This window comes from Brevundimonas sp. EU05-FHT14B11 (assembly GCF_058790835.1).
Map to the genome: position 1 here is coordinate 313675 of NZ_JBYTCY010000001.1, position 23060 is coordinate 336734.

23 protein-coding genes and 1 riboswitch are annotated in these 23060 nt (G+C 70.5%); of the genes, 17 read left to right on the forward strand and 6 right to left on the reverse strand.

What is annotated here, in order from left to right; all coding sequences use genetic code 11:
• The first annotated feature begins 74 nt into the window (after positions 1-74).
• Positions 75-216, forward strand: a riboswitch (cobalamin riboswitch).
• 164 nt (positions 217-380) lie between these two features.
• Entirely contained in the window at positions 381-2216 is a 1836-nt protein-coding gene (locus AC3WRV_RS01555) for a TonB-dependent receptor plug domain-containing protein (RefSeq protein ID WP_492311897.1), read from the forward strand.
• Here AC3WRV_RS01555 and AC3WRV_RS01560 read toward each other — a convergent pair.
• The gene (locus tag AC3WRV_RS01560; RefSeq protein ID WP_492311898.1) at positions 2200-3096 is read right to left on the reverse strand and encodes an aldo/keto reductase; all 897 of its coding nucleotides are present in this window, start codon (positions 3094-3096) and stop codon (positions 2200-2202) included. The two genes, AC3WRV_RS01555 and AC3WRV_RS01560, sit on opposite strands and share 17 nt — an antisense overlap.
• Positions 3097-3429: 333 nt before the next feature.
• Here AC3WRV_RS01560 and AC3WRV_RS01565 point away from each other — a divergent pair, with 333 nt between their 5' ends.
• On the forward strand, positions 3430-4662 hold the full coding sequence (locus AC3WRV_RS01565) for an argininosuccinate synthase (RefSeq protein WP_291832762.1): 1233 nt from the start codon (positions 3430-3432) through the stop codon (positions 4660-4662).
• Here the strand turns inward: AC3WRV_RS01565 and AC3WRV_RS01570 are convergent.
• Positions 4659-5939, reverse strand: a complete 1281-nt coding sequence (locus AC3WRV_RS01570) for a PQQ-dependent sugar dehydrogenase (RefSeq protein WP_492311899.1) — start codon at positions 5937-5939, stop codon at positions 4659-4661. The two genes, AC3WRV_RS01565 and AC3WRV_RS01570, sit on opposite strands and share 4 nt — an antisense overlap.
• 177 nt (positions 5940-6116) lie before the next feature.
• On the opposite strand from AC3WRV_RS01570, the gene AC3WRV_RS01575 reads away from it, so the two are divergent.
• The 4 genes from AC3WRV_RS01575 (at position 6117) to AC3WRV_RS01590 (ending at position 8566) form a co-directional block, all read left to right on the forward strand.
• Positions 6117-6578 carry a translation initiation factor IF-2 gene (locus AC3WRV_RS01575; RefSeq protein WP_492311900.1) on the forward strand — a complete coding sequence of 154 codons (462 nt, stop codon included), beginning with the start codon at positions 6117-6119 and terminating at the stop codon, positions 6576-6578.
• Between the two features lie 80 nt (positions 6579-6658).
• Positions 6659-7255, forward strand: a complete 597-nt coding sequence (locus tag AC3WRV_RS01580; protein ID WP_291832769.1) for a hypothetical protein — start codon at positions 6659-6661, stop codon at positions 7253-7255.
• Positions 7256-7299: 44 nt separating this feature from the next.
• Entirely contained in the window at positions 7300-7932 is a 633-nt protein-coding gene (locus AC3WRV_RS01585) for a LysE family translocator (RefSeq protein ID WP_291832771.1), read from the forward strand.
• A gap of 82 nt (positions 7933-8014) precedes the next feature.
• Positions 8015-8566, forward strand: a complete 552-nt coding sequence (locus AC3WRV_RS01590; protein ID WP_291832773.1) for a CC0125/CC1285 family lipoprotein — start codon at positions 8015-8017, stop codon at positions 8564-8566.
• Between the two features lie 62 nt (positions 8567-8628).
• Here AC3WRV_RS01590 and AC3WRV_RS01595 read toward each other — a convergent pair whose 3' ends face one another.
• A complete protein-coding gene (locus AC3WRV_RS01595) occupies positions 8629-9369 on the reverse strand; it encodes a DUF6065 family protein (RefSeq protein WP_492311901.1) in 741 nt (246 codons plus the stop codon).
• A gap of 50 nt (positions 9370-9419) precedes the next feature.
• Here AC3WRV_RS01595 and AC3WRV_RS01600 point away from each other — a divergent pair, with 50 nt between their 5' ends.
• The 5 genes from AC3WRV_RS01600 to AC3WRV_RS01620 all read left to right on the forward strand — a co-directional run bounded on the left by AC3WRV_RS01600 (position 9420) and on the right by AC3WRV_RS01620 (position 13986).
• Positions 9420-9950, forward strand: coding sequence for a prolyl-tRNA synthetase associated domain-containing protein (locus tag AC3WRV_RS01600; RefSeq protein WP_492311902.1), 531 nt, complete (start codon positions 9420-9422; stop codon positions 9948-9950).
• A 78-nt stretch (positions 9951-10028) separates the two neighbouring features.
• Complete coding sequence (purH, locus tag AC3WRV_RS01605; RefSeq protein WP_291838297.1) at positions 10029-11633, forward strand: bifunctional phosphoribosylaminoimidazolecarboxamide formyltransferase/IMP cyclohydrolase; 1605 nt, start codon at positions 10029-10031, stop codon at positions 11631-11633.
• 174 nt (positions 11634-11807) lie between these two features.
• A complete protein-coding gene (locus AC3WRV_RS01610; RefSeq protein WP_492311903.1) occupies positions 11808-12560 on the forward strand; it encodes a dienelactone hydrolase family protein in 753 nt (250 codons plus the stop codon).
• 66 nt (positions 12561-12626) lie between these two features.
• Positions 12627-13091 (forward strand): Rrf2 family transcriptional regulator, encoded by a 465-nt coding sequence (locus AC3WRV_RS01615; RefSeq protein ID WP_291838301.1) that lies wholly within the window; start codon positions 12627-12629, stop codon positions 13089-13091.
• The gene (locus AC3WRV_RS01620; RefSeq protein WP_291838304.1) at positions 13069-13986 is read left to right on the forward strand and encodes an NAD(P)/FAD-dependent oxidoreductase; all 918 of its coding nucleotides are present in this window, start codon (positions 13069-13071) and stop codon (positions 13984-13986) included. The genes AC3WRV_RS01615 and AC3WRV_RS01620 overlap by 23 nt, the downstream gene beginning before the upstream one ends.
• Here AC3WRV_RS01620 and AC3WRV_RS01625 read toward each other — a convergent pair.
• A complete protein-coding gene (locus AC3WRV_RS01625; RefSeq protein WP_492311904.1) occupies positions 13983-14450 on the reverse strand; it encodes an OsmC family protein in 468 nt (155 codons plus the stop codon). The two genes, AC3WRV_RS01620 and AC3WRV_RS01625, sit on opposite strands and share 4 nt — an antisense overlap.
• Positions 14451-14551: 101 nt before the next feature.
• Here AC3WRV_RS01625 and rpe point away from each other — a divergent pair, with 101 nt between their 5' ends.
• The 5 genes from rpe to AC3WRV_RS01650 all read left to right on the forward strand — a co-directional run bounded on the left by rpe (position 14552) and on the right by AC3WRV_RS01650 (position 18973).
• Positions 14552-15211, forward strand: coding sequence for a ribulose-phosphate 3-epimerase (gene rpe, locus AC3WRV_RS01630; protein WP_291838312.1), 660 nt, complete (start codon positions 14552-14554; stop codon positions 15209-15211).
• On the forward strand, positions 15208-17013 hold the full coding sequence (locus tag AC3WRV_RS01635) for a heparinase II/III family protein (RefSeq protein WP_492311905.1): 1806 nt from the start codon (positions 15208-15210) through the stop codon (positions 17011-17013). Before rpe ends, AC3WRV_RS01635 begins: the two co-directional genes overlap by 4 nt.
• Before the next feature lie 92 nt (positions 17014-17105).
• Positions 17106-18014 carry a thioredoxin gene (gene trxA, locus AC3WRV_RS01640; protein ID WP_492311906.1) on the forward strand — a complete coding sequence of 303 codons (909 nt, stop codon included), beginning with the start codon at positions 17106-17108 and terminating at the stop codon, positions 18012-18014.
• A 13-nt stretch (positions 18015-18027) separates the two neighbouring features.
• A complete protein-coding gene (locus tag AC3WRV_RS01645; protein ID WP_492311907.1) occupies positions 18028-18687 on the forward strand; it encodes an LON peptidase substrate-binding domain-containing protein in 660 nt (219 codons plus the stop codon).
• Positions 18688-18778: 91 nt separating this feature from the next.
• Positions 18779-18973 carry a Trm112 family protein gene (locus AC3WRV_RS01650; protein WP_492311908.1) on the forward strand — a complete coding sequence of 65 codons (195 nt, stop codon included), beginning with the start codon at positions 18779-18781 and terminating at the stop codon, positions 18971-18973.
• A gap of 3 nt (positions 18974-18976) precedes the next feature.
• Here the strand turns inward: AC3WRV_RS01650 and AC3WRV_RS01655 are convergent, their stop codons facing one another.
• The gene (locus AC3WRV_RS01655; protein ID WP_492311909.1) at positions 18977-19237 is read right to left on the reverse strand and encodes a hypothetical protein; all 261 of its coding nucleotides are present in this window, start codon (positions 19235-19237) and stop codon (positions 18977-18979) included.
• A complete protein-coding gene (locus AC3WRV_RS01660) occupies positions 19234-20487 on the reverse strand; it encodes a UbiH/UbiF/VisC/COQ6 family ubiquinone biosynthesis hydroxylase (protein WP_492312709.1) in 1254 nt (417 codons plus the stop codon). The genes AC3WRV_RS01655 and AC3WRV_RS01660 overlap by 4 nt, the downstream gene beginning before the upstream one ends.
• Positions 20488-20644: 157 nt before the next feature.
• Here AC3WRV_RS01660 and AC3WRV_RS01665 point away from each other — a divergent pair, with 157 nt between their 5' ends.
• Positions 20645-23059: an FtsK/SpoIIIE family DNA translocase gene (locus AC3WRV_RS01665; protein ID WP_492311910.1), complete on the forward strand. Its 2415-nt coding sequence runs from the start codon at positions 20645-20647 to the stop codon at positions 23057-23059.
• Position 23060 lies beyond the last annotated feature (1 nt).

The following is a 23060-nucleotide window of genomic DNA, read 5'->3' on the forward strand; positions in this document are numbered from 1 at the left end:
AGCAGCCGTCTCAAGCGCGATCCGCATTCCTTGCACAAGCGTCGCTGCACTGCGACAAGCCGCGTCGGCGGTTAAGGGAACACGGTGCGAAACCGTGGCTGTGCCCGCAACTGTAGGCGGCGAGATCGCTGTCCGCCCGGAGCTCGCTCCGGCGCCACTGGCCTTCGGGCCGGGAAGGCGAGGGCTTCGATTGTCGACCCGCAAGCCAGGAGACCTGGCCGCCACCGTCGCTCGCCGCTGTCCGGGACCAGGCAGAGGCGCGGGGACTTCCGTCGCAGCGACCCGATCTTGCGCCGTCCGGACCTTCGGGTTCGGCGGATCGGTTCGCTCACATGAGGCCTCTCGCGCGCATTCGCGGGGCCTGTACGGGGTTTTCGCTCATGAAGCGCTCCATTCTGCTTTCCACCGCGGCCATGGCCGCGGCCTTCGCCGGTCCCGCCTTCGCCCAGGAGGCGCAGGACGATTCCCTGCCCGAGATCGTGGTCACCGCCACCCGCATTCCCTCCATCGTCGCCGACACGCCCGGCGCCCGCGTGATCGACAGCCGGACCATCGAACAGCGGGGCGCCGTCTTCGCCGCCGACATCCTGTCCGACGTTCCCGGCCTGTCGGTGACCCGCTCAGGCGCCTTAGGCGGCGTCGCCCAGGTCCGCATGCGGGGCGCCACCCCCGGCAAGACCCTGGTCCTCGTGGACGGCGCGCCGGTCAACGACGCGGCCGAGCCCAACGGCGCCTATGATTTCTCGGGCTTCGACCTGGGCGACATCGAGCGCATCGAGGTCCTGTCCGGCCCGCAGTCCTCGCTGTGGGGTTCCGACGCCATCGGCGGCGTGATCGCCTTCACCACCAAGGAAATCGACGATGTTCGCGCCGAGGCCGAGGCCGGCAGCTTCGGCACTGTGCGCGGCCGCCTCGCCGGCGGCGTGGCCAATGAGACCTGGGCGCTGGGCGGCTATGTCTCGCGCTTCACCACCGACGGCGTCTCCGTCGCCGATGAGGCCAACGGCAATCCTGAGGCCGACGGCTTCGAAAACACCACCGTGGGCGTTCGCGGCCGCTACGCCGTGTCCCCGACGGTGAAGCTGGAGAGCTCGGCCCGCTGGTCGCGGAGCGAGGCTGACCTCGATAACGGCTTCCCGGTCTCGGACAACGCCGACCGTTCGGAATCCGAGCAATGGTCGGGCTTCACCCGCGCCGGCGTCGAAGCCTTCGGCCTGGACCACCAGTTCAGCGTCTCGGCCTCGAACATCGAGCGCGAGACCTTCAGCGCCTTCGGTTCGGTCTTTGAAGCCGACCGCCAGGCCTACCGCTGGCAGGCCAACGGCGAGACCGGCGCCGCCACCTACGCCTTCGGCGCCGAGCGCGAAGAGAGCGAAGGCAGCATCTCGACGGGCGCCAAGGTCGATCTGGGAACCACCTCGGTCTTCGGCACGGGCCGCTATCAGGTCACCGACGCCCTCAGCGTCACCGGCGGCCTGCGCTTCGACGACACTGACGACTTCGGCTCCAGGACCACCGGGCGCGTCTCGGCGGCGTGGGACTTCGGTTACGGCTTCACCCTGTCGGGCGCCTACGGCACGGGCTTCAAGGCTCCGTCGGTCAGCCAGGCGGTTTGCGACTTCTGCTTCTCGTCGATCCCCTTCCCGACCCTGCGTCCGGAAAAGGCGGAAGGCTTTGAGGCCGCCATCGGCTGGCGATCGGCTGACGGCCGCATCGAAGGCCGGGCGACCGCCTACCACCTCTCGGTGGAGGACCAGATCACCTACTTCTTCGATCCGGTCACCTTCGACAGCTACTACATCAACCTGGCCGAAACGGCGACGGACGGGATCGAGCTGGAAGGCCGGGCCCTGCTGGGCGGCGGCTTCGACCTGAGCCTGGCCTACGCCTGGACCGACGCAAAGGACGAGAGCAACGGCCGTGCGTTGGCGCGTGTGCCGGAACATGCGGGCTCGGCGACCCTGGGCTGGACCGGCGATCGCCTGTCGGGCGCCCTGACCGTGCGTGCCGAAGGCGACGAGCCTGACACCAACTCGGCCACGGCCGCGACGCGCGAAGGTTTCGTCACGGCGAACCTGAACGCGGCCTACGTCCTGACCGACAACGTCACGCTGACGGCCCGGGTCGAGAACCTGGCCGACAAGCACTATCAACAGGTGCTGGGATACGGCGAGCCGGGTCGCTCCGGCTACGTCGGGATCAGGCTGCGCTACTGATCCGCGCGCGAGGCCCGGCCGCTGCGGCGGCCGGGTGCTCGAGCTGAAGGCTCTGCCAGTCCAGCGCCGGCGCCGGCGCATGGGCGGCGGCCACCACGGCGCGCAGTTCGGCGGCCGAGGCGGCGCTGGCCACCACGGCGGCGACCTGCGGCAGACCCAGGGTATAGGCCAGCGTCGCCTGCATCGGATCGACGCGGGCCTCGGCGAGACGGCGGCGGATGCGCGACAGCTGCGGCGCGTGATGCGCCATATCGGCCGGCAGGGCGTCGCCGCTCATGAACAGCAGTCCCCCGGCGAACACCGACGACAGGTGGATGTCGGCGCCCAGCTCGGCGATCTCGTCCAGGGCGCCTGAGCGGTGGACCCGCTGATCCAGGAGGCTGCACGGCAGCTGGACCACGTCCGGCTGGAAGCGTCGGGCCAGCAGCGCCGGGCCGTCCTCGACGGTGGCGCAGAAGCCGATGCGGCGGAACAGGCCCCGATCCTTGAGCGACTGCATCCGGTCCCACAGGGCGCGGCCCTCGGCCCCGACCAGATCGGTGGCGTTCGACGCCAGCAGGGTGTCGCCGCGCGGCAGGCCCATGCGCTCCAGAGAGCGGCGGGCGCGGGCCTCGACCCGATCAACGCCCTCCTCGATGGAGACGGTGCGCACGGTGACCTTGAAGGGCGACGGGAAGGGCCAGGCCTGACCCAGCCAGCGCTCGCCATCGCCGTCCGGCTTGGACGCCACCACGGTGACGCCGGCGTCGGCGGCGGTCTGGAGCAGGAACCGCAGGGCCTCCTCGCGCGCGCCGGCGGGCGCGGGCATGGCGCGTTCAGGCTGGTGCACGACGGCGAGAGCCAGCTTTTCGACCGGAGACGGGGCGCGGTTCGGGATCACTGCCGGACCTTGCAGCGCGAAAGCTTAAGACCGCCCTTCCAGGACCTTGACCGAATCTTACCGAACGAACGCCGGTAGGGCCGCAAACCGGCCTTAATTCAAACCCTTGATCCCTATCGGTATGGCTTGCCCGCGCGCCAGGGCAGGCCTGAAATCCACAGGAAATTTCGCGAAAACCTCATTCAGGCGTGGCCTTTGAAAACCGCGCCGGAGCCGCCTCAACGTGAAAGCGGGGCCGCCGCCCCAATCCCGCCCTTGCATCGCGCGGCGTCTGGTCCTTTAAGCGCGCGCAAAGAGGAACGCCTCCCCGCGTTCGCCGAAGGATTCTGCCCCATGTCGTCGTCCTCCGCTCCCAAGAAAGTCGTGCTGGCCTATTCGGGCGGCCTGGACACCTCGATCATCCTGAAGTGGCTGCAGACCGAGTATAACGCCGAGGTCATCACCTTCACGGCGGACCTGGGCCAGGGCGAGGAACTGGGCCCGGCGCGCGAGAAGGCGCTGAAGCTGGGCATCAAGCCCGAGAACATCTTCATCGACGACCTGCGCGAGGAGTTCGTGCGCGACTTCGTCTTCCCGATGTTCCGCGCCAACACCGTCTATGAGGGCCAGTACCTGCTGGGCACCTCGATCGCGCGCCCGCTGATCGCCAAGCGCCAGATCGAGATCGCCAAGATGGTCGGCGCCGACGCCGTCTGTCACGGCGCCACCGGCAAGGGCAACGACCAGGTCCGCTTCGAACTGGGCTACTACGCCCTGGATCCGGACATCCACGTCATCGCCCCCTGGCGCGAGTGGGAGTTCCGCAGCCGCGAGGCCCTGCTGGACTTCGCCGAGAAACACCAGATCCCGATCTCCAAGGACAAGCGCGGCGAAGCCCCGTTCTCGGTCGACGCCAACCTGCTGCACTCCTCGTCCGAGGGTAAGGTCCTGGAAGACCCGGCCGTCGAGGCGCCCGAGTTCGTCCACCAGCGCACCATCGCCCCGGAAGACGCGCCCGATAAGGCGACGATCTTCACCCTCGGCTTCGAGAAGGGCGACGCCGTCTCCATCGACGGCGTGGCCATGTCCCCGGCCACGATCCTGACCAAGCTGAACGAACTGGGTCACGACAACGGCGTCGGCCGTCTGGACCTGGTCGAGAACCGCTTCGTCGGCATGAAGTCGCGCGGTGTCTACGAGACCCCCGGCGGCACCATCCTGCTGGCCGCCCACCGCGGCATCGAGTCCATCACCCTGGATCGCGGCGCGATGCACCTGAAGGACGAGCTGGCGGTCAAATACGCCCACCTGATCTACAACGGCTTCTGGTTCTCGCCCGAGCGCGAGATGCTGCAGGCCGCGATCGACCACTCGCAGGCCAAGGTCACCGGCACGGTCCGGGTCAAGCTCTACAAGGGCAATGTCTCGATCATCGGCCGCGAAAGCCCCCTGAGCCTGTACGACCAGGACCTGGTGACCTTCGAGGAAGGCGTCCAGGCCTATGACCACCACGACGCCGAGGGCTTCATCAAGCTGAACGCCCTGCGCCTGCGCGTGCTGGGCAAGCGCGACAAGCGCCAGGGCTAGGGTCGAGCGATCCGGAGGATGGCCGCGTTGCGGTCATCCGCGATCCAGATCGAGCCGTCGCGCGCCACCGCCAGACCGACCGGCGCCCCCATGGGATGACGGCCGGCCTGCGCGTTCCAGGCCGGCGTCAGCACCCGGCCCCGGGGCGCGGGCGCATCGGCCGGATAGGGCAGTGAGCCGCGCGGATAGATGGCGTAGCGCGCACGCACGTCCGTTCGCGGCGCGCCCTCCGCGTCGGTCTCGATCGCCACGATCCGCCCCGCCGCCCGCCGGTATCCGTGCCAGCTCATCAGCATCCGGCCCCGCAGCTCGGGGAACATCTCCCCGTCGTAGTAGAGCATCGCCAAGGGCGCGGCGTGGGGCGGCAGCAGCGAGACGGGCGCGGTCCGCGACCCGCAGCGCGCCTGCCGCGCGGTCCAGCCCGGCATCGCCGTCGCCATGTCGGTGCAATAGGGCCAGCCGTGGTCGCCGCCCCGCCTCAGCCGGTTGATCTCGTCGAACGGCCGGTCCGGCGTCGGCAGGTCGACGGAGTTCTCGGCCTGGTAGATCGCGCCCGAGGCGTGCCTCGCCATCGCAACGGAGTTTCTCAGCCCGGTCGCCCAGGGCGTCCAGTCCGCGCTCCAGCGGCCGTCGCCGAGGTAGGCGTAGCGCCGCACCATGGCCTGGTCGTCGTCTTCGGCGCACAGGCCGCCGGCGTTCCGCCGCGGCGCGCCCTGGGCGTCCAGGCACCGATCGGACGGCGCGCCGACATTGACCAGAAGCGCGCCATCGGCGTCGAAGATGAAACTCGACAGGGGGTGGCGGTTCTCGTGCAGCCGGTTGTCGGGCAGGCCCTCGACCACGGCGGTCGTACGATCGGGACGGGCGGGATCGAATGCGAATATCCGGCTCATCTCGGCGACGTAGAGACGTCCGTCCGGACCGCGCGCGATCGTGTGCGGCATGGACAGCCCCGCCAGAAGACGCGTCCATCGCGGTTGGCCCGAAGCCGTCGACAGCCGCCACAGCGCGCCACGCCCGGCGTCCCAGGTTCCGAGGTCTGCGACCAGCCAGTCACCGTCGTCGAGCTCGAACAGGGTCCGGGGCATGCGCGGTCCATCGGCGGCGCGCTGCCAGACGAGACCGAGACAATAGCCCTGCGCCATGCCGACGAGGGTCGCCGGCCGGCCTGCGCAGTCGCCCTGAACCGCATAGGCGCGCGTGGCGGACTGGCCGGCCACGGGCGGGGCCGCGACGACGGCGAACAGGGCGGACAGGATCAGGGCCGAACGGCGCATGGCCGACCCTAGACCATTTTTGCTTCAGGTCGGATCGACCTGAATCCAAAAAATGGTCCAGCACCAAACCGGAGCGGCTGAAGCTGAGCCGCGAAAGCCGTCTCGTCAGCGACACGGAAATGCGCCACGGTGGCTCGGACGGGCCGCCGCGGCCCCTTTAGTTTCGATGGAAGACCCATGTCCCTGCGCCTGATCCTGGCCGTCTCGACCGCCCTCATCACCACCCCCGTGCTGGCCCAGACCGCGCCGCCGGCCCCGCCCGCCGCCGCCGCGCCCGCCCCCTCGCCCGAGGAAGCGGCCATGGAGGCCAAGGGCCAGGCCTTCCAGGCCTCCATGGAGGCGATCGGAGAAGAACTGGAAGCGGTGATGTCGGACACCACCAAGGACAACGCGACCAAGGCGACCGAGACCAACGCCATCATCGACCGTCACGCGCCCGAAATTAACGCCTTCGCCGCCGACCTGGAGACCTTCCTGCGCGCCATGGCCGACAAGCCCGAGAACGCGGCCCGGCGCGACGAAATCGTGAACGCCGCCAACGCCGCTCCGGCCGCGATCCGCAGCATTCCCGAGCAGATGCGCGCGGGCATCGCCCAGGCGCTGACCGCGGCGCCGGCGGCCCCGGCCGCAGCTCAGTAAGCACGCGTTACGGCGATTTCACTTGAGCTCGAACGGGGTTGGGCGGACCTTCGGGTCCTGCCCTTCCCCGGAGCCGTTCGATGATCAAGGCCCTCTCCCTCGCCGCCGCCCTCGCCGTCCTGCCGTTGTCGGCGGCGCTCGCGGCCGATCCGCAGACCGCGAACGGATCCTCGTCGGACGCCGCCGAGGCGGCCATCGAGGCCGCCGCCGACCGCTTCGAGGCCCGCATGGAAGCCTACGGCGAACGCGCCGAGGCCGTTTCCGATGACGACAGCCTGACCGATGCGCAGAAGAAGATCCGCATCGCCCAGATCTGGGCCGAGTATGAGCCGGACGTCTCCGCCTTCACCGCCACCATCTCGGAACACGTCGGCGCCATCGCCGGCGCGGCCCTGGCCGAGATCGACGTCGAGGGCATCGTCGCCGAAGCCATGAACGCCGTCGAGGAATCCGGCGCCCTGCGGGTCGCGAGCGGCGTGGCGAGCAACGGCGCCTGGGCCTCGAATGATCCCGAACACATGGCCACCTACGGCCTGATGGCCGAGTACGCCGTCGGCGAGGCGCTGGACGCCATCGACGAAGCGAGCGCCGGCGAGATCAGCGTCCATCTCGATACCCCCGTCGAAGCGGTCCCGGCCGCGCCGCCCGCGCCGCCCGCCAAAAACGACGCCCGCTGATCCTCGCGGCTTGACCGCAACCGGTCGCGGCCCGACATCGGGCCATGGCCAGCCTGCCCGTCGATCCGCACCTGTATGCGACCTTCCTGGGCGTGATGGCCGTGATGGCGATCACCCCGGGCCCAGCCAATATCTTCTCGGTCGCCAACGGCGTACAGAGGGGCAAGGCCGGCGCGCTTCTGGGCGTCGTCGGCATGAACGCCGCCACCCTGGTCTGGTTCGGCGCCGCGGCGCTGGGCCTCGGCGCCCTGGTGGTCGCCTTCCCGCAGGTCTTCCGCATCATCTCGGTGGCCGGAGCCCTCTATGTCGCCTGGCTGGGCTATCGCGCCTGGCGCGGCGCGTTCTCCACCGCCGCCCAGCCGGACGCGCCGGCCGTGAAGATGGGCCGCAGCGCCATCGTTGACGGCTTCATGGTGCAGATCGCCAATCCCAAGGCGGTGCTGTTCTTCACCGCCGTCCTGCCGCCCTTCCTGGACGTGAACCGGCCCGCCGCGCCGCAGCTGGCTCTGTTCGCCGCGGCCACCATCGGAATGGACGTGCTTAGCATGTCCGCCTACGGTCTAGGTGGGGCTGCGCTGGCCCGGCGCATGTCCGAACCCCGCTTCCGCAAGGGGTTCGCCTTCCTGACGGGCGCCTTGCTGCTCGCCGCCGCCGTGCTTATTCTTTCACGTTTATAACGGCTTGCCGGGTGCGGGAACCGGCGCCGTTCATGTCCCGTTCAGCCGTCAGGGCGCGTAGTGACGCGTCAAGGAGCATCCCATGAACATCCGTTTCCTGAAGCCCGTGCTGTTGGCGACGGCGGCGGCGCTCGCCTTGTCCGCCTGCGCCACGGCCACGCCCTATGGTCCGGCCGGCCCGCAAAGCCGCTACGGCTATTCCGAGCAGCGCGTCGACGCTGACCGGTACCGCGTCAGCTTCGCCGGCAATTCGGTGACCTCGCGCGAGCAGGTCGAGATGTCCCTGCTGTTGCGCGCGGCCGAACTGACGCTGGAAAGCGGCCACGACTGGTTCGCCACCGTCAACCGCGCCACCGACCGCGACGTGCGCCTGACGGGCACGCCGGATCCCTTCTATTATGACCGGTACAGCCCCTTCTGGGGTCCGTCGTGGCGCTACTACCGCCGCGGCCTGTGGAGCCCGTGGGGTTACCGCGATCCGTTCGGTCCGGACTTCGACGTCCGCGAGATCGACCGGTTCGAGGCCACCGCCGAGATCGTCTTCGGCCGCGGCGCCAAGCCGGCCGGCGATCCGAACGCCTTCGACGCCCGCGAGGTGATCAACAACCTCGGCCCCCGCGTTCCGCGCGGCTGAGGTCTCCGAGCCTGAACTGACGAAGGCCCCGCCGGTCGATCCGGCGGGGCCTTTTGTTTGCCCTAGCCGACCCGCGGGTTGTTCAGCCGCCGCTTGTTGGTGTGGGTGGAGGGCGCCGAGCCCAGTTCCTCGGGAATCTCGCCCTTGAAGTAGAAGCGTTGCCACGCCTCCTTGGCCGCGTCGGGATCGCCCGAGGCGAGGCGGTGGTTGAAGTCGCTGCGCGCCTTCAGCCAGGCGTCGTACTGGCCCTTCATGGTCGGATTGGACTCCAGCGTCCGTATCACCGGCTGGAAGGCCTCGACCTTGCGGTGCTCGACCGGGGTGATGAAGCAGAAGGGCTCGCCCTTCTCGAACCTGACCTTGCCGGGGCGGGTGAAGGCCCAGTTCATGGTGAAGGGGAAGGGCAGCCAGTCGGTCTCGATCAGGCCGACCAGCGGCTGGATGCCGTCCTTCACATGGTTGGGCGCGCCCCCCGCCAGCATCCCCCAGCCCGGCGGCGTGCGGAACAGATACTGCGGATGCAGGGTCAGGATGCCGCGCGTGAAGTGGGAGGTGACGAAATGGGCCACGTTCGGCGTCGTCCGCTCGGGCGTGATGACGATGTCGGCCTGGGTCGGCCCGCCGTTCCACTCGGCCGTGAAGCCGAACGGGCACAGGATCTCCCAGCCCGTGGTGTTGGCCATGTTCAGCGGCAGGCAGCGGTAGGGATGCCGGCTGGCGAAGGCGTCCATCCAGTCCCGCGACACCCGGCCGGGCACCAGGTCCGGCGGCTGCGGCGCCATCGGGTAGCATTCCAGTTCCACAGGCGGTCTCCGGCGGGTAAGCGAAAGCGTCCCTCTCCTAACGACGCCGCATGACCGAAGACAACCCGAACCCGCCCGAACCGCCTTTCAACCGTGACCGCCTGCTGGCGTGGATGGCCGAGCACGGGATCGAACAGGTCACCCATGACCATCCGGCCGTCTTCCGCGTCGAGGAGGGGCTGGAGCTCAAGGCCGCCATGCCCGGCGCCCACACCAAGAACCTCTTCCTCAAGGACAAGAAGGGGAAGCTGTGGCTGATCTCGGCCCGGCAGGACACGGTCATCGACCTGAAGCGCGCGCCGAAGACCATAGGCTCTGACCGGCTGTCCTTCGGCAACGAGGGCCTGCTCTACGAGACCCTGGGCCTGCGCCCCGGCTCGGTCACGGCGCTGGGACTTATCAACGACCCCGACCATCGCGTCACCTTTGTCCTCGACAAGGCCCTGTGGGACGCGGACATCGTCAACTTCCACCCTCTGACGAACACGGCGACGACGGCGATGGCGCAGGATCAGTTCCGCAAGGCGCTGGCGGCGATGGGGCGGGAGCCGATCGTGGTCGATTTCTCCGAGCTGATCTGACCTCCCCGGTTCTATCCGCCGCCGGACAGTGCTAGAGCCCCGCGCGTCTCCCCGACCCCTCAGCATACGGACGCCGCCATGCCCGCCGCTCCCGACTTTCCCCCCGCGCCGGACCGCGTGGCGCCGAAACGCGCCCTGATCTCGCTCAGCGACAAGACCGGACTGGAGGACGCCGCGCGCGCCCTGCACGGTCTGGGCGTCGAACTGGTCTCGACCGGCGGCACCCGGGCCGCCATCGCCGGGTTCGGCCTGCCGGTAAAGGACGTGGCGGATCTGACCGGCTTCCCCGAGATGATGGACGGCCGGGTCAAGACCCTGCACCCCGTGGTCCACGGCGGCCTGCTGGGCGTCCGCGACGAGCCCAGCCACGCGGCGGCCATGGCCGAGCACGGCATCGGCGGCATCGATATCGCCTGGATCGACCTCTATCCCTTCGAGGCCACGGTCGCCTCGGGCGGCGGTTTCGAGGCCGCGGTCGAGAACATCGACATCGGCGGCCCGGCCATGATCCGCTCGGCGTCCAAGAACCACGGCTATGTCGCCGTCTGCGTCGACAAGGACGCGGTGGACCAGGTCCTGGCCGCGCTGAAGGCCGACGGCGTCACGACGCTGGAGCTGCGCAAGCGCCTGGCCGCCCGCGCCTTCGCCCGCACCGCCGCCTATGACGCCGCCGTCTCGGGCTGGTTCGCCGGCCAGGTCGGCGACGAAGCCCCGGCCCGCAAATCGATCTCGGGCTCCCTCGCCCAGACCCTGCGCTACGGCGAGAACCCGCACCAGACGGGCGCCTTCTACCGCACCGGCGAGGCCCGCCCCGGCGTCGCCCACGCCACCCAGATCCAGGGCAAGGAGCTGGGCTACAACAACATCGCCGACGCCGACGCCGCCTATGAGCTGGTGGCCGAGTTCGAGGCCCCGGCCTGCGTCATCGTCAAGCACGCCAACCCCTGCGGCGTCGCCGTCGGCAAGGATCTGTCCGAAGCCTACGCCCGCGCGCTGGAATGCGACGCCGTCTCCGCCTTCGGCGGCGTGATCGCGGTCAACCGCCCGCTGAACGGCGACGACGCACGCGCCATCACCGGCATCTTCACCGAGGTCGTGATCGCCCCCGGCGCTGATGACGAAGCCCGCGAGGTCTTCGCGGCCAAGAAGAACCTGCGCCTGCTGATCACCGACGGTCTTCCGGATCCGCACGGCCCGGGCGAGGTGTTCCGTTCGGTCGCCGGCGGCTTCCTGGTGCAGGGCCGCGACCGCAGCCTGATCCGGCCCTCGGACCTGAAGATCGTCACGCGCCGCCAGCCGACGCCGACCGAGATCCAGGACATGCTGTTCGCCTTCACGGTGGCCAAGCACGTCAAGTCCAACGCCATCGTCTACGCCAAGGACGGCCAGACCGCCGGCATCGGCGCCGGCCAGATGAACCGCCGGGACTCGGCCCGCATCGCCGCCATCCGGGCGCGCGAAGCCGGCGAGGCCAAGGGCCTGGCCCATTCGCTGGCCGAGGGCTCGGCCTGTGCGTCGGAAGCCTTCTTCCCCTTCGCCGACGGCCTGCTGGAAGCGGTCGCGGCGGGCGCCACGGCGGTGATCCAGCCGGGCGGCTCGATGCGCGACGCCGAGGTCATCGCCGCCGCCGACGAAAAGGGCATCGCCATGGCCTTCACGGGCGTGCGGGTGTTCAGGCACTAGCGCCATCTGCGGCAGGCAGGGCGCCCAGCTAGTGATTAGTGGTTAGTGATTAGTGGTTCGATGTCGCGAGCGCCGGCGGTTCCGAACCTAGCGCCGGAGGCTGATCCAGCCACCCACTAATCACTAACCACTAATCACTTCGACGCACCGGCGCTTCCCGCTAAGCTCCCGTCCATGGACACCCTCGCCGCCCGCTGGACGATGCTCGAACCCGGCGTGGCCGTGGTCGGACCCGAGGATGACCGGCCGCGCCCGGCGGTGATCCTGTTCCACGGCTGCGGCGGCCTGCGCGACCACCTGCCGCGTTACGCCGAGGCCGCCAAGGCCGCGGGCTGGCGCGCCTTCATCGTCGACTCCTACGGCCCGCGCGGCTGGAGCCGCGAACGGGCCCTGATGACGGTCTGCACCGGACTGGTCCTGCGCGGGGACAAGCGCGCCGGGGACGTGCTGGCCGCGCTGGACGGCGTGTCCCGCAGGCGGGACGTGGATGCGTCACGCATCGCCCTGGCCGGCTGGAGCCACGGCGGCTGGGGCATCATGGAGGCGATGAGCTCGGAGCGGCATGACCGCATGCTGGGCCTGGCCGACCCCGGCGCGGTCAGCCTGGACGGGGTCCGCGCCGTCTATCTCGCCTATCCCTACATCGGCGTCGCCGCCCTGAACCGCATGCGGCCGTGGAAGCACTGCCCCAAGACCCTCGCCGTCATCTCCCGCGGCGACCACCTGACCACGGTGCGGAACGCCGAGACCGTCCACGCCATGGTCCGCAACTGCGGCGCGGACGTGGAGACCTGGATCGCCGAGGGCACCCACGCCTTCGACGAACCCGGCGCGGCCAAGCCGATGCGCTACCACCCCGAGCTGGCCGACGAGGCCGTGCGCCGCTTCGTCGCCCTGCTGGAAGACGTGGCGGTCGCCCCCGCCTGATCCGGTTTCCGGAATTATCGCGCGCCGCCCTTGACGATCAGCCCATCACGTAACAATTGAAGTTACATGAAACGGGATTCACGACTCTCCGGCGTCCTGCACGCCCTGCTGCACATGGGAGACGCCGACGCGCCGATGACCTCGGATGCGCTCGCTGTCTGTCTGCAGACCAACCCCGTCGTCGTCCGACGCACCATGGCCGGGCTGCGCGAAGGCGGTCTTGTCACCTCGGAGCGTGGGCATGGCGGCGGCTGGCGGCTGGCGCGGCCCCTGTCGGGCATCACCCTGCGCGACGTGCACACGGCGTTGGGAGAACCGGCCCTGACCCCGGAAGCGCCGCCGGTCGAAAGCCACGGCTGTCTGGTCGAGGCGGCGGTCAATCGCTCGCTGGAGGCCGCCTACGCCGAGGCCCGGGCCCTCATCGAGGCCCGGCTGGCGCATATCACCCTCGCCGACCTGGCCGCGGATTTCGCCGACCGGAAGGCCCAGCTCAACACCGGAGGCTCCCGTGGATCCGACCATGCCGCATGACGCCATCATCATCGGCGGCTCGTACGCCGGACTGAATGCGGCGATGCAGCTGGCCCGCGCCCGGCGGCGCGTGCTGGTCATCGACGACAATCGCCCGCGCAACCGCTTCGCCGCCCGCGCCCACGGCGTCATGGGCCGCGACGGCGTGCCGGGCTCCGAGATCGCCGCCGAGGCCCGCGCCCAGGTCTCCGCCTATCCCACCGCCGCCTTCCGGCGCGGCGAAGTCGTGAACGCGCGTAAGGGCCGTTGCGGCTTCGAGGTCGATCTGGCTGACGGCGCACGGGTCACGGGCCGACGGCTGATGCTGGCCTATGGCGTCCAGGACATCCTGCCCGATCTTCCCGGGGTGAAGGAGCGCTGGGGGCGGACCGTCCTGCATTGCCCCTACTGCCACGGCTATGAGATCGGCGGCGGTCCGATCGGCGTGCTCGGCGCCGGTCCGATGTCGGTCCACCAGGCCGTCATGGTGGCCGAATGGGGGCAGGTGGTCCTGTTCCTGGACGGAAAGCTGGAGCCCGACGCCGATCAGTCGCGGATGCTGGCGCGGCGCGGCGTCACCGTCGAAGCCACGCCGGTGGCCGCGCTGGAGGGCGAAGGCCCGGCGCTGGACGGCGCGAGGCTGGCGGATGGACGGCTGGTTCCGCTGAAGGCGGTCTTCGTCGGCCCGCGCCTGCGCCTCAACGGCGACCTCGCCCAGGCCCTGGGCTGCGAGATCGAGGACACGCCCGTCGGCCAGATGATCCGCACCGACGAGATGAAGCAGACCACCGTCCCGGGCGTTTTCGCCGCCGGGGATGCGGCGCGCGTCATGTCGAATGTCACCCTGGCCGCCGCCGACGGCGTCATGGCCGGCATCGCCCTGCACCGCTCCCTGATCGAGGAAGATGCTGCTTAGACCGGTTGCGGCTCCACCGTCACCGGCGCCCGGATCGAGTTGGCGACGTAGCAGTGCTCATGCGAGCGATGGTGCAGGTCGGCGATCGCCGCCGCATCCGGTCGCTTGTCGCCCGAGAAGGCCACCGTGGGCCTCAGGGTCACCGCGGTGATCGAGACCTTGCCGCGCTCGTCCCGCCCCATCACGCCCACGGCCTGATCCAGATAGCGGTCGACCACGAAGCCGTCCTTCGCCGCATAGGCGAGGAAGAACAGCATGTGACAACTGGACACGGCGGCCACCAGCGCCTCCTCCGGATCCACGGCGGCGGGATCGGACAGGGGGACCGGCACGCTGCCCGGGGCCGACGAGCCCCGCACCACCGCCCCGCCGTCGAAGCGCCAGTCGTGGGCGCGGGCGTATTTGTTGTCGAGGAAGGGCTGGTCTCCCCGGACCCATTCGACGGTGGCGACGTATTCACTCATGGCGGGCTCCCCGGCTGTGATGACCAAACCGTGTAGCACGGTTGCGCGCGTGAACCCGGCGCCCGGCTTGCCCGCGCCCGCGACCCGCCTTATCCGGGGGCATGGCCGCCCCCCTTATCTGCCCCTCCATCCTCGCCAGCGACTTCTCGAAGCTGGGCGAGGAGGTCCGCGCGCTGGACGCCGCGGGCGCCGACTGGATCCATATCGACGTGATGGACGGGCATTTCGTGCCCAACATCACCCTGGGCCCCGACATCGTGAAGGCCATCCGGCCGCACACGAAGAAGACCTTCGACGTGCACCTGATGGTCGCCCCCGTGGATCCCTGGCTGGACGCCTATCGGGACGCGGGCGCCGACATTCTGACCGTCCACCCGGAAAGCGGGCCACACCTGCACCGCACCCTTGGCCGCATCCGCCAGCTGGGCGCCAAGGCCGGCGTCGTTCTGAACCCCGGCACCCCCCTGACGATCCTGGAAGAGGTGGTGGAGCTGGTCGATCTGGTCCTGCTGATGTCGGTCAATCCGGGGTTCGGCGGCCAGTCCTTCATCCCAACCACCCTGCGCAAGATCGAGAAGGCCCGCGCCCTGCTGGACGCCGCCGGATCGCAGGCGCACCTGCAGGTCGACGGCGGAGTGACCAGCGCCAACGCCGCTGCCTGCGTCGCCGCCGGGGCCGACGCCCTCGTGGCCGGCTCGTTCGTGTTCAAGGGCGGCCCCGACGCCTACGCCGCCAACATCCAGGCCCTGAAGTCCGCGTGAGCCCCCTGGGACCCTTCGCCCCGCCGGAAGGCGACGGACCCGCGCCCGGCGAGATCCCGGGCCTGCGCGGCGCGCCCGTCCGCACACCGGTGCGCGCGACCGGCGCCAGCACCGGCCCGGCCCTGTGGCCCGCCATCGCCGGACGCCTGCTGAGCCGCCAGCTGTGGATCGAGGCTTACGGCCTGCCCGGCTACGCCCTGACGCTGAGGGGCCGCACCGCCCAGAGCTTCGCCTCCACCCCCCGCGACTTCCGCCCGGTCGATCCGGCCGTCGGCAAGGGCGTCCTGGGCGGTCGTTTCGTCCTCGCCGGCTCAAGCCTCGAAGCCCCGGCGCCCGAGGATCCGTTCAACCGCCCCAGCCCGACCCGCGCCTTCGCCGTCGATCTGCACGCCTTCGCCTGGCTGCCGTCGCTGATGACCCAGGGCGAGCGCGGCGCGCGCGAGGCCCTGCGGCTGACCCTGATCTGGGCCGAGGTCTTCGTCCGCTGGTCGCCCTTCGCCTGGGATCCCGACATCCTGGCCCGCCGTGCGGTCAACCTGGCCTGCGCCGCCCGGCGCATGGGACAGGTCGCCACCGAGGCCGAGCGGCTGAAGCTGGCCGATGTGCTGGGCCGTCAGGGCCGCCAGCTGCTGCGCCCGCCCGGCGGGGTCGCCACCCGCGCCGAACGCCTGACCGCCGCCGCCGTGATCGGCTGCGTCCTGGCCGGCGCGCCGGGCGCCTCGATCCGCCGCAAGGCGCTGGGCCGCCTGTCGCGCGCCCTTCCCCGCGCCGTCGGTCCCGACGGCGGTCACGCCAGCCGCAGCCCCGAGGCCGGCCTGGAGCTGCTGCTTGACCTGCTGGCGCTCGAGGACGGGCTGGGCCAGCTGTCCGAACCCCTGCCCGACGCCGCCTCGGCCGCCATCGCCCGCCTCGGCGCCGCCCTGCGGATCCAGACCCTTCCCGACGGCCGCCTGGCCACGCTGCAGGGTGGAGGCCCGTCGACCGCGGCCCGCGTCGCCGCCGCGCGGGGCACGGACGCCGAGCCCGCCGACGGGGCCGGAACCGTCGCCGGCGCCACCCGCATCCGCAGCCCCCTGCTGACCGTCTTCGCCGACACCGCCCCGCCCGCCCGCGGCCCGTGGTCCTCGGCCGCCTGCGCCCAGCCCCTGTCGCTGGAGATCGTCTGCGGCAAGGACCGGCTGGTCACCGGCTGCGGCTGGACGCCCCGCGCCGCCGACCGGCAGGGCCTCCGCCTGACGCCCGGCCATTCCACCCTGACCCTGGGCGAGACCTCGACGGGCGAGCCGCTGGGGGGCTGGAAGAGCGAGCTGCTGGGCCCCCGCCTCGTCGGCCGTCCGCTCCATGTGGAGGCCAACCAGAGAGATGGCGAAGGCGCCGTCTGGCTGGAGATCGAGCATGACGGCTGGGTTCATGAGTTCGGCCTGCTGCACCAGCGCCGCCTCTATCTGGACCAGCGCCTCGACGAGCTGCGCGCCGAGGAGCGGCTGCACCCCGCCCCGGGCCAGAAGGAGGTCGTCCGCGCCATCGCCGCCCCCTACGCCGTGCGGTTCCAGCTTGAACCGGGCGTCCAGGCCTCCCTGGCCCGTGACCGCCGCTCCATCCTGCTGCGCGGCCATTCGGGCCGAGGCTGGTGGTTCCGCACCGACGGGCCGGATGTCGCGATTGAACCGTCCGTCCATGTGGACGAGGGCCTGACCCGCCGCTCGCTGCAGATCGTCGTGCGCGGCTCGGCCCGGACGGATTCTGAGACCAAGATCCGCTGGAAGCTCAGCCCCGCGGGCGCCGGCAACGATCCTTCCTAGTGCGCCCGCCGCGCTTCGACCCTTGAGCGCGGCGCCCGACGCGACCATCTGACGACCTGACGCGTTACGACTGATCCGAGACCAGGACCGACATGACCCTCGCCGACCCGACCGACCTGCCGCCCAACGCCAATGGGGACCTGATCAAGGAAGGCTCCGACGCCGGCTTCATGGCCGATGTGATCGAGGCCTCCAAGACGCAGCCCGTGCTGGTCGATTTCTGGGCCACCTGGTGCGGACCCTGCCGCACCCTGACGCCGCTGCTGGAGAAATCCGTGCGCGCCGCCGGCGGAGCGGTGAAGCTGGTCAAGATCGACGTCGACAAGAACCCCGCCTATGCGGGCCAGCTGCGGGTGCAGTCGATTCCCACCGTCTACGCCTTCGTCAACGGCCAGCCGGTCGACGGCTTCCAGGGCGCGGTGCCCGAGAGCCAGATCAAGGCCTTCATCGACAAGCTGACCGGCGGAACGAGCGCCAACTCCGATGTCGAGCAACTGCTGTCGCTGGGCGAGGAGTCGCTGTCGCTCAACGATCTGGGCGGCGCCGCCCAGGCCTTCGCCCATGTGCTGACGCTGGAGCCGGGCCACGAGAAGGCCATCGCCGGCATGGCCCGGGTCTATCTGGCCGACGGCGATGTCGATCAGGCGCGCCAGACCATCGCCATGGCCCCGCAGGATTCGCGCGACGCCACGGTCCAGTCGGTCCGCGCCCAGCTGTCCCTGGCCTCAGCCGCTCCGAGCGGCGCCGCCGCCGAGCTGGAAGCGAAGCTGGCCGCCGATCCGAACGACCACCAGACCCGCTTCGACCTGGCCCAGGCCCTGGCCGCCTCGGGCGACTTCAAGGGCGCGGTCGACCAGTTGCTGAAGATCGTCGCCGCTGATCGCGAGTGGAACGAGCAGGCCGCCCGCAAACAGCTGCTTACGGTGTTCGACGCCGCCGGCGCGACCTCGGAAGTGGCCCGCGACGGCCGCCGCCGTCTGTCCTCGCTGCTGTTCGCTTAAGGAGGAGGTCGCGGTGGCTCAAGGGTATATCAGGGCCGCCGACCTGCCGCAGGTGATCCCCGTCTTTCCGCTGTCCGGGGTGCTGCTGCTGCCGCGCGGCCAGCTGCCGCTGAACATCTTCGAGCCGCGCTATCTGAACATGGTCGACGACGCCATGGCCGGGGACCGCATTATCGGCATGATCCAGCCGACCGGGGGGCTTGGACCCCTGCCCAGCCTGTCGCCCATCGGCTGCGCGGGACGGATCACCAGCTTCAACGAGACTTCGGACGGCCGGTATCTGATCACCCTGACCGGGGTGGCGCGTTATCGCATCATCACCGAGCTACCGACCCAGGCGCCCTACCGGCAGGTGCGCGCGGCCTTCGAAGCCTGGGAGGGCGACCTGACCGCCCCGCCCGCCGGCGAGGGCGGACTGGACCGCGAGGGGTTCCTGGACGCGCTGAAGGCCTATCTGGAGACCCGCGGCCTCGATATCGACTGGGACACGGCCGAGACCGCCCCGCCCGAGGCCCTGGTCAACAGCCTGGCCATGGCCCTGCCCTTCGAGCCTTCCGAGAAACAGGCCCTGCTGGAAGCCGCCAACCTCGACGCTCGCGCCGAGGTCCTGACCGCCCTGATGCGCATCGGCGCCGCCGGCGACGGCGAGGGCGAAATCCCGTCGATGCAGTGACGAGGGTCGAGGCCTGAGAGTCGAGGGATGAGGGCTTTGAGTCGCGCCTGCCACCCTCGACCCTCGGCCCCCGACCCTATACCCTTCCAGAATGTCCGACGCCTTCCACACTCCCAATACCGTCGACCCGCGCCTGCTGGAGGTGCTGGTCTGCCCGGTCACGCGCGGCAAGCTGACCTATGACCGCGAGGCCCAGGAACTGGTGTCGGCGGGCGCCAAGCTGGCCTTCCCTATCCGCGACGGCGTGCCGATCATGCTGCCGGAAGAGGCGCGTCAGCTGGACTAGGCTTCAGCCGTCGATCAGGACCCAGCGGCCCCCGTCGCGGGCCACAATGGCTTCGCGCGGCTCCCAACGCCCTTCGGCCGTCCACCGCTGGTAGCGGCAGGTCCACTCCGACCCTTCCTCGGCGATAAAGACGCAATCGACCTGGCGAACGACATGATCGGGCACGAGAGCCGAGAACTCCCGCGTGTTCGGCCCCGTGGGCGCGACGGTGGCGCAGCCGGCCAGGAAGGCCGCGATCCCGATGAGGGCCAGGGCGCGGCTCACACCAATTCACCCCGCAGCAGCCGCGGCAGATCGCCCGTCGCGCCGCCGGCCTCATGCATGAAGGCGCGGCGCAGCGCCGGGATGCGGTTGACCACGGCGATGCCGAGATTGCGCGCCAGCCGCACGGGCGGCAGGTCGTTGGAGAACAGGCGGACGAAGCCGTCGAAGCCGGCGGCGAGGGCGGCGTTGTCGAACCGCCGCCAGCGGGCGTAGCGGTCCAGCACGATCTCCGAACCGATGTCCTCGCCCGTGCGCATCGCCTCGATCAGCACTTCGGCCAGGGCGGCGGCGTCCTTCAGCCCCATGTTCAGCCCTTGCCCGGCCACCGGATGGACCGCGTGGGCGGCATCGCCGATCAGGGCGGTGCGGGCGGCCGTCAGCTGCTCGGCCAACTGCAGGGACAGCGGATAGACGAAGCGTGGTCCCACCACAGAGACTTCGTCCAGATAGTCGCCGAAGCGCCGCATCAGATGAGCGTGGAAGGCCTCGTCCGACGCCGCCTTCAGCGCATCGGCCCGGCGCGTCGTCTCGGTCCACACCAGGCTGGCGCGCTGTTCCGTCAGGGGCAGGATGGCGAAGGGCCCGGCAGGCAGGAAATACTCATGGGCGACATTGCCGTGGTCCCGGCCCAGGGACACGGTCGCCACCACCCCGCTCTGGCCATAGCCCCAGCCGACGGTGTCGATCTTCGCCGCCTTGCGCACCGGCGAGGCGCGGCCCTCGGCCCCGACGACCAGCGACGCCTCCAGCACCACGCCGTCCGCCAACGTCACCCGTGTCCGCGCCGGGCCGGTCTCGACCGAGGAGACAGCGGCGGGGGCCCGGACCTCGATCCCGGCGGCGGTGATCGCTTCGGCCAGGGCCGAGCGGATGCGGCGGTTCTCGACCATATAGCCCAGCGGCTCGCCGTCTGTCCGATCACCGATCTCGTCGGCGTCGAAGCGCAGGAAGGCCGATGAGGCGCTCCGGCTCGCCGCGCCCGGCCGGCGTCCATCGGTCACCAGGATCCGGTCCATGCGGCAGGCGTGGGGGCGCAAGGCCGCGCCGACGCCCAGGGCGTCCAGCATGCGGAAGGTGGAAAAGGCGATCGCCGTCGAGCGCCCGTCGAAGGTCGGAGCCAGCTGGGCCGAGAAGGGCTGCGGATCGACCAGCACGACCTTCAGGCCGCCCTGGGCGGCGGCGAGGCCGAAGGTCGCCCCGGCCATGCCGGCGCCGGCGATGATGACGTCATAGCGATCAGGCGTGCTCATGGAGCGGTTGTCGCTCTGCGGGGCGCCGGCGTCCAGTGCGCGAAGGTCGCGCATCAGCCACTAATCACGTCCCCTCACCGCCTCTGGTAAACAGCCCCTTAACCCTCTGCGCGCGACAAAGGCGGCTCCGAAGCCTCGTCCGGAGTCCGCTCTTCGCATGTCCGCCGCCCTCGCCCTCGGTCAACGCGCCTGGGTCAGCGCCCGCATCCTGTGGGACGCGCCCTTCGTGGTGCGCTTCCGCGGCGTGCTGCAGGCCCTGCTGGCGACCCTGCTGGTGGTGGCCCTGATCTCGTGGAATCCGGCCGACCCCAGCCTGAACGCGGCGTCGAGCGCCGCGCCGACCAACTGGCTGGGGGCCAACGGCGCCCTGTTCGCCGACCTGTTCATGCAGTCCCTGGGCCTGGCGGCCTGGCCCTGCGCCCTGCTGCTGATCGCGTTTGGACTCGCCGGCGCCATCGGCGACGCCATCCAGCAGCGCCTGAAGCCGACGCCCTTCAAGGCCCTGGCGGCCACCGGCGGGGTCCTGGCCCTGTCCGCCGGCCTGTCGGCCCTGACCCATCCGGCGGCCTGGCCGCTGGCGGCCGGTCTGGGGGGTCTGTGGGGGGATGCGGTCTTCGGCCTGCTGAAGATGGCCTGCGACGCCCTGCGTATCGGCGCCGCGCCGATCATCGGGGCGCTCCTCTTCCTGCCGCTGGGCCTGTGGGGCGTCGGCTACGCCATCGGCCTGAGGCTGGCCGACCTGGGCGAGGCCTTCGCCTGGACCCGCGGCCGCGGCGGCTCCGACGCGCCCCGTCCCGCCCGCGCCCGCCGCGAGGCCGCGCCCAAGCCCGCGCCGCGTCCCCGCCCGGCTCCGGAGCCGGACCTGGAGCCCGAAGCGAGCTACGCCCCCGTCAGCCTTGATGACGCCGACGACGGCGCTCCGCCGTGGGAAGAGCCGCTCCCCGCGCCGACACCCGCTCGCAGCGCGCCCGAGCCCAAGGTCGCCGCCACCAAGGCCCCCAAGGCTTCGCGCCGCGAGATCGACGACAGCCAAGGCGCCTTCGACTTCGCCAAATCCTCGACCTCCGACGGCTTCGACCTGCCGCCGCTGGGCATGCTGTCCAAGCCGGTCAAGCGCGTCGCCTCGGTCGACGAGGAGGCGCTGAAACAGAACGCCAAGATGCTGGAAGGCGTGTTGCAGGAGTTCGGCGTCCGCGGCGTGATCGACCAGATCCGCCCCGGCCCGGTCGTCACCCTGTACGAACTGGTCCCCGCTCCCGGTGTGAAGCACGGCCGCGTCGTGGCCCTGTCGGACGACATCGCCCGCTCCATGTCGGCCCGCGCCTGCCGCATCTCTGTGGTTCAGGGCCGCAACGCCATCGGTATCGAGCTGCCCAACGCCAAGCGCGAGACCGTCTATCTGCGCGACCTGCTGGCCTCGACCGAATACGACAAGCCGACCCATCTGCTGCCGCTGGCGCTGGGCGAAACCATCGGCGGGGAGCCCTATGTCGCCGACCTGGCGCGCATGCCCCACCTGCTGATCGCGGGCACCACCGGCTCGGGCAAGTCGGTCGGGGTCAACGCCATGATCCTGTCGATCCTGTACAAGCTGACGCCAGCCCAGTGCCGCTTCATCATGATCGACCCCAAGATGCTGGAGCTGTCGGTCTACGACGGCATTCCGCACCTGCTGGCCCCGGTCGTCACCGATCCGAAGAAGGCCGTGGTCGCCCTGAAGTGGACCGTGCGCGAGATGGAGGACCGCTATCGCCGGATGTCCAAGCTCGGCGTGCGCAACATCGCCAGCTACAACGACCGCGCCCGCGCCGCGATCGAGAAGGGCGAGCATTTCGAACGCACCGTCCAGACCGGCTTCGACGAACAGGGCCGCCCGGTCTACGAATCCGAGAAGATCCGCCCCGAGCCCATGCCCTATCTGGTCGTGGTCATGGACGAGATGGCCGACCTGATGCTGGTCGCCGGCAAGGACGTGGAAGGCGCCGTGCAGCGCCTGGCCCAGATGGCCCGCGCCGCCGGCATCCACCTGATCATGGCGACCCAGCGCCCCTCGGTCGACGTCATCACCGGCACCATCAAGGCCAACTTCCCGACCCGGATTTCCTTCCAGGTCACGTCCAAGATCGACAGCCGCACCATCCTGGGCGAGCAGGGCGGCGAGCAGCTGCTGGGTCAGGGCGACATGCTCTATATGGCCGGCGGCGGCCGTATCACCCGCCTGCACGGCCCGTTCGTGGACGACAAGGAAGTCGAAGCCGTCTGCAATCACCTGAAGTCGCAGGCCGAGCCGGACTACCTGGACCTGATCACTGACGATCCGGACGGCGACGGCGACAACGCCTTTGATGACGGCGGCGGAAACGGCGGCTCGGGCGACGACCTCTATGATCGCGCCGTGGCGGTGGTGACCCGCGACCGCAAAGCCTCGACCAGCTATGTCCAGCGCCGCCTGCAGGTCGGCTACAACCGCGCCGCCTCCCTGATCGAGCGCATGGAGCAGGAGGGCGTCGTCAGCCCCGCCAACCATGCCGGCAAGCGCGATGTCCTGGCCGGCCCGCCGCCGATGGGCTGAC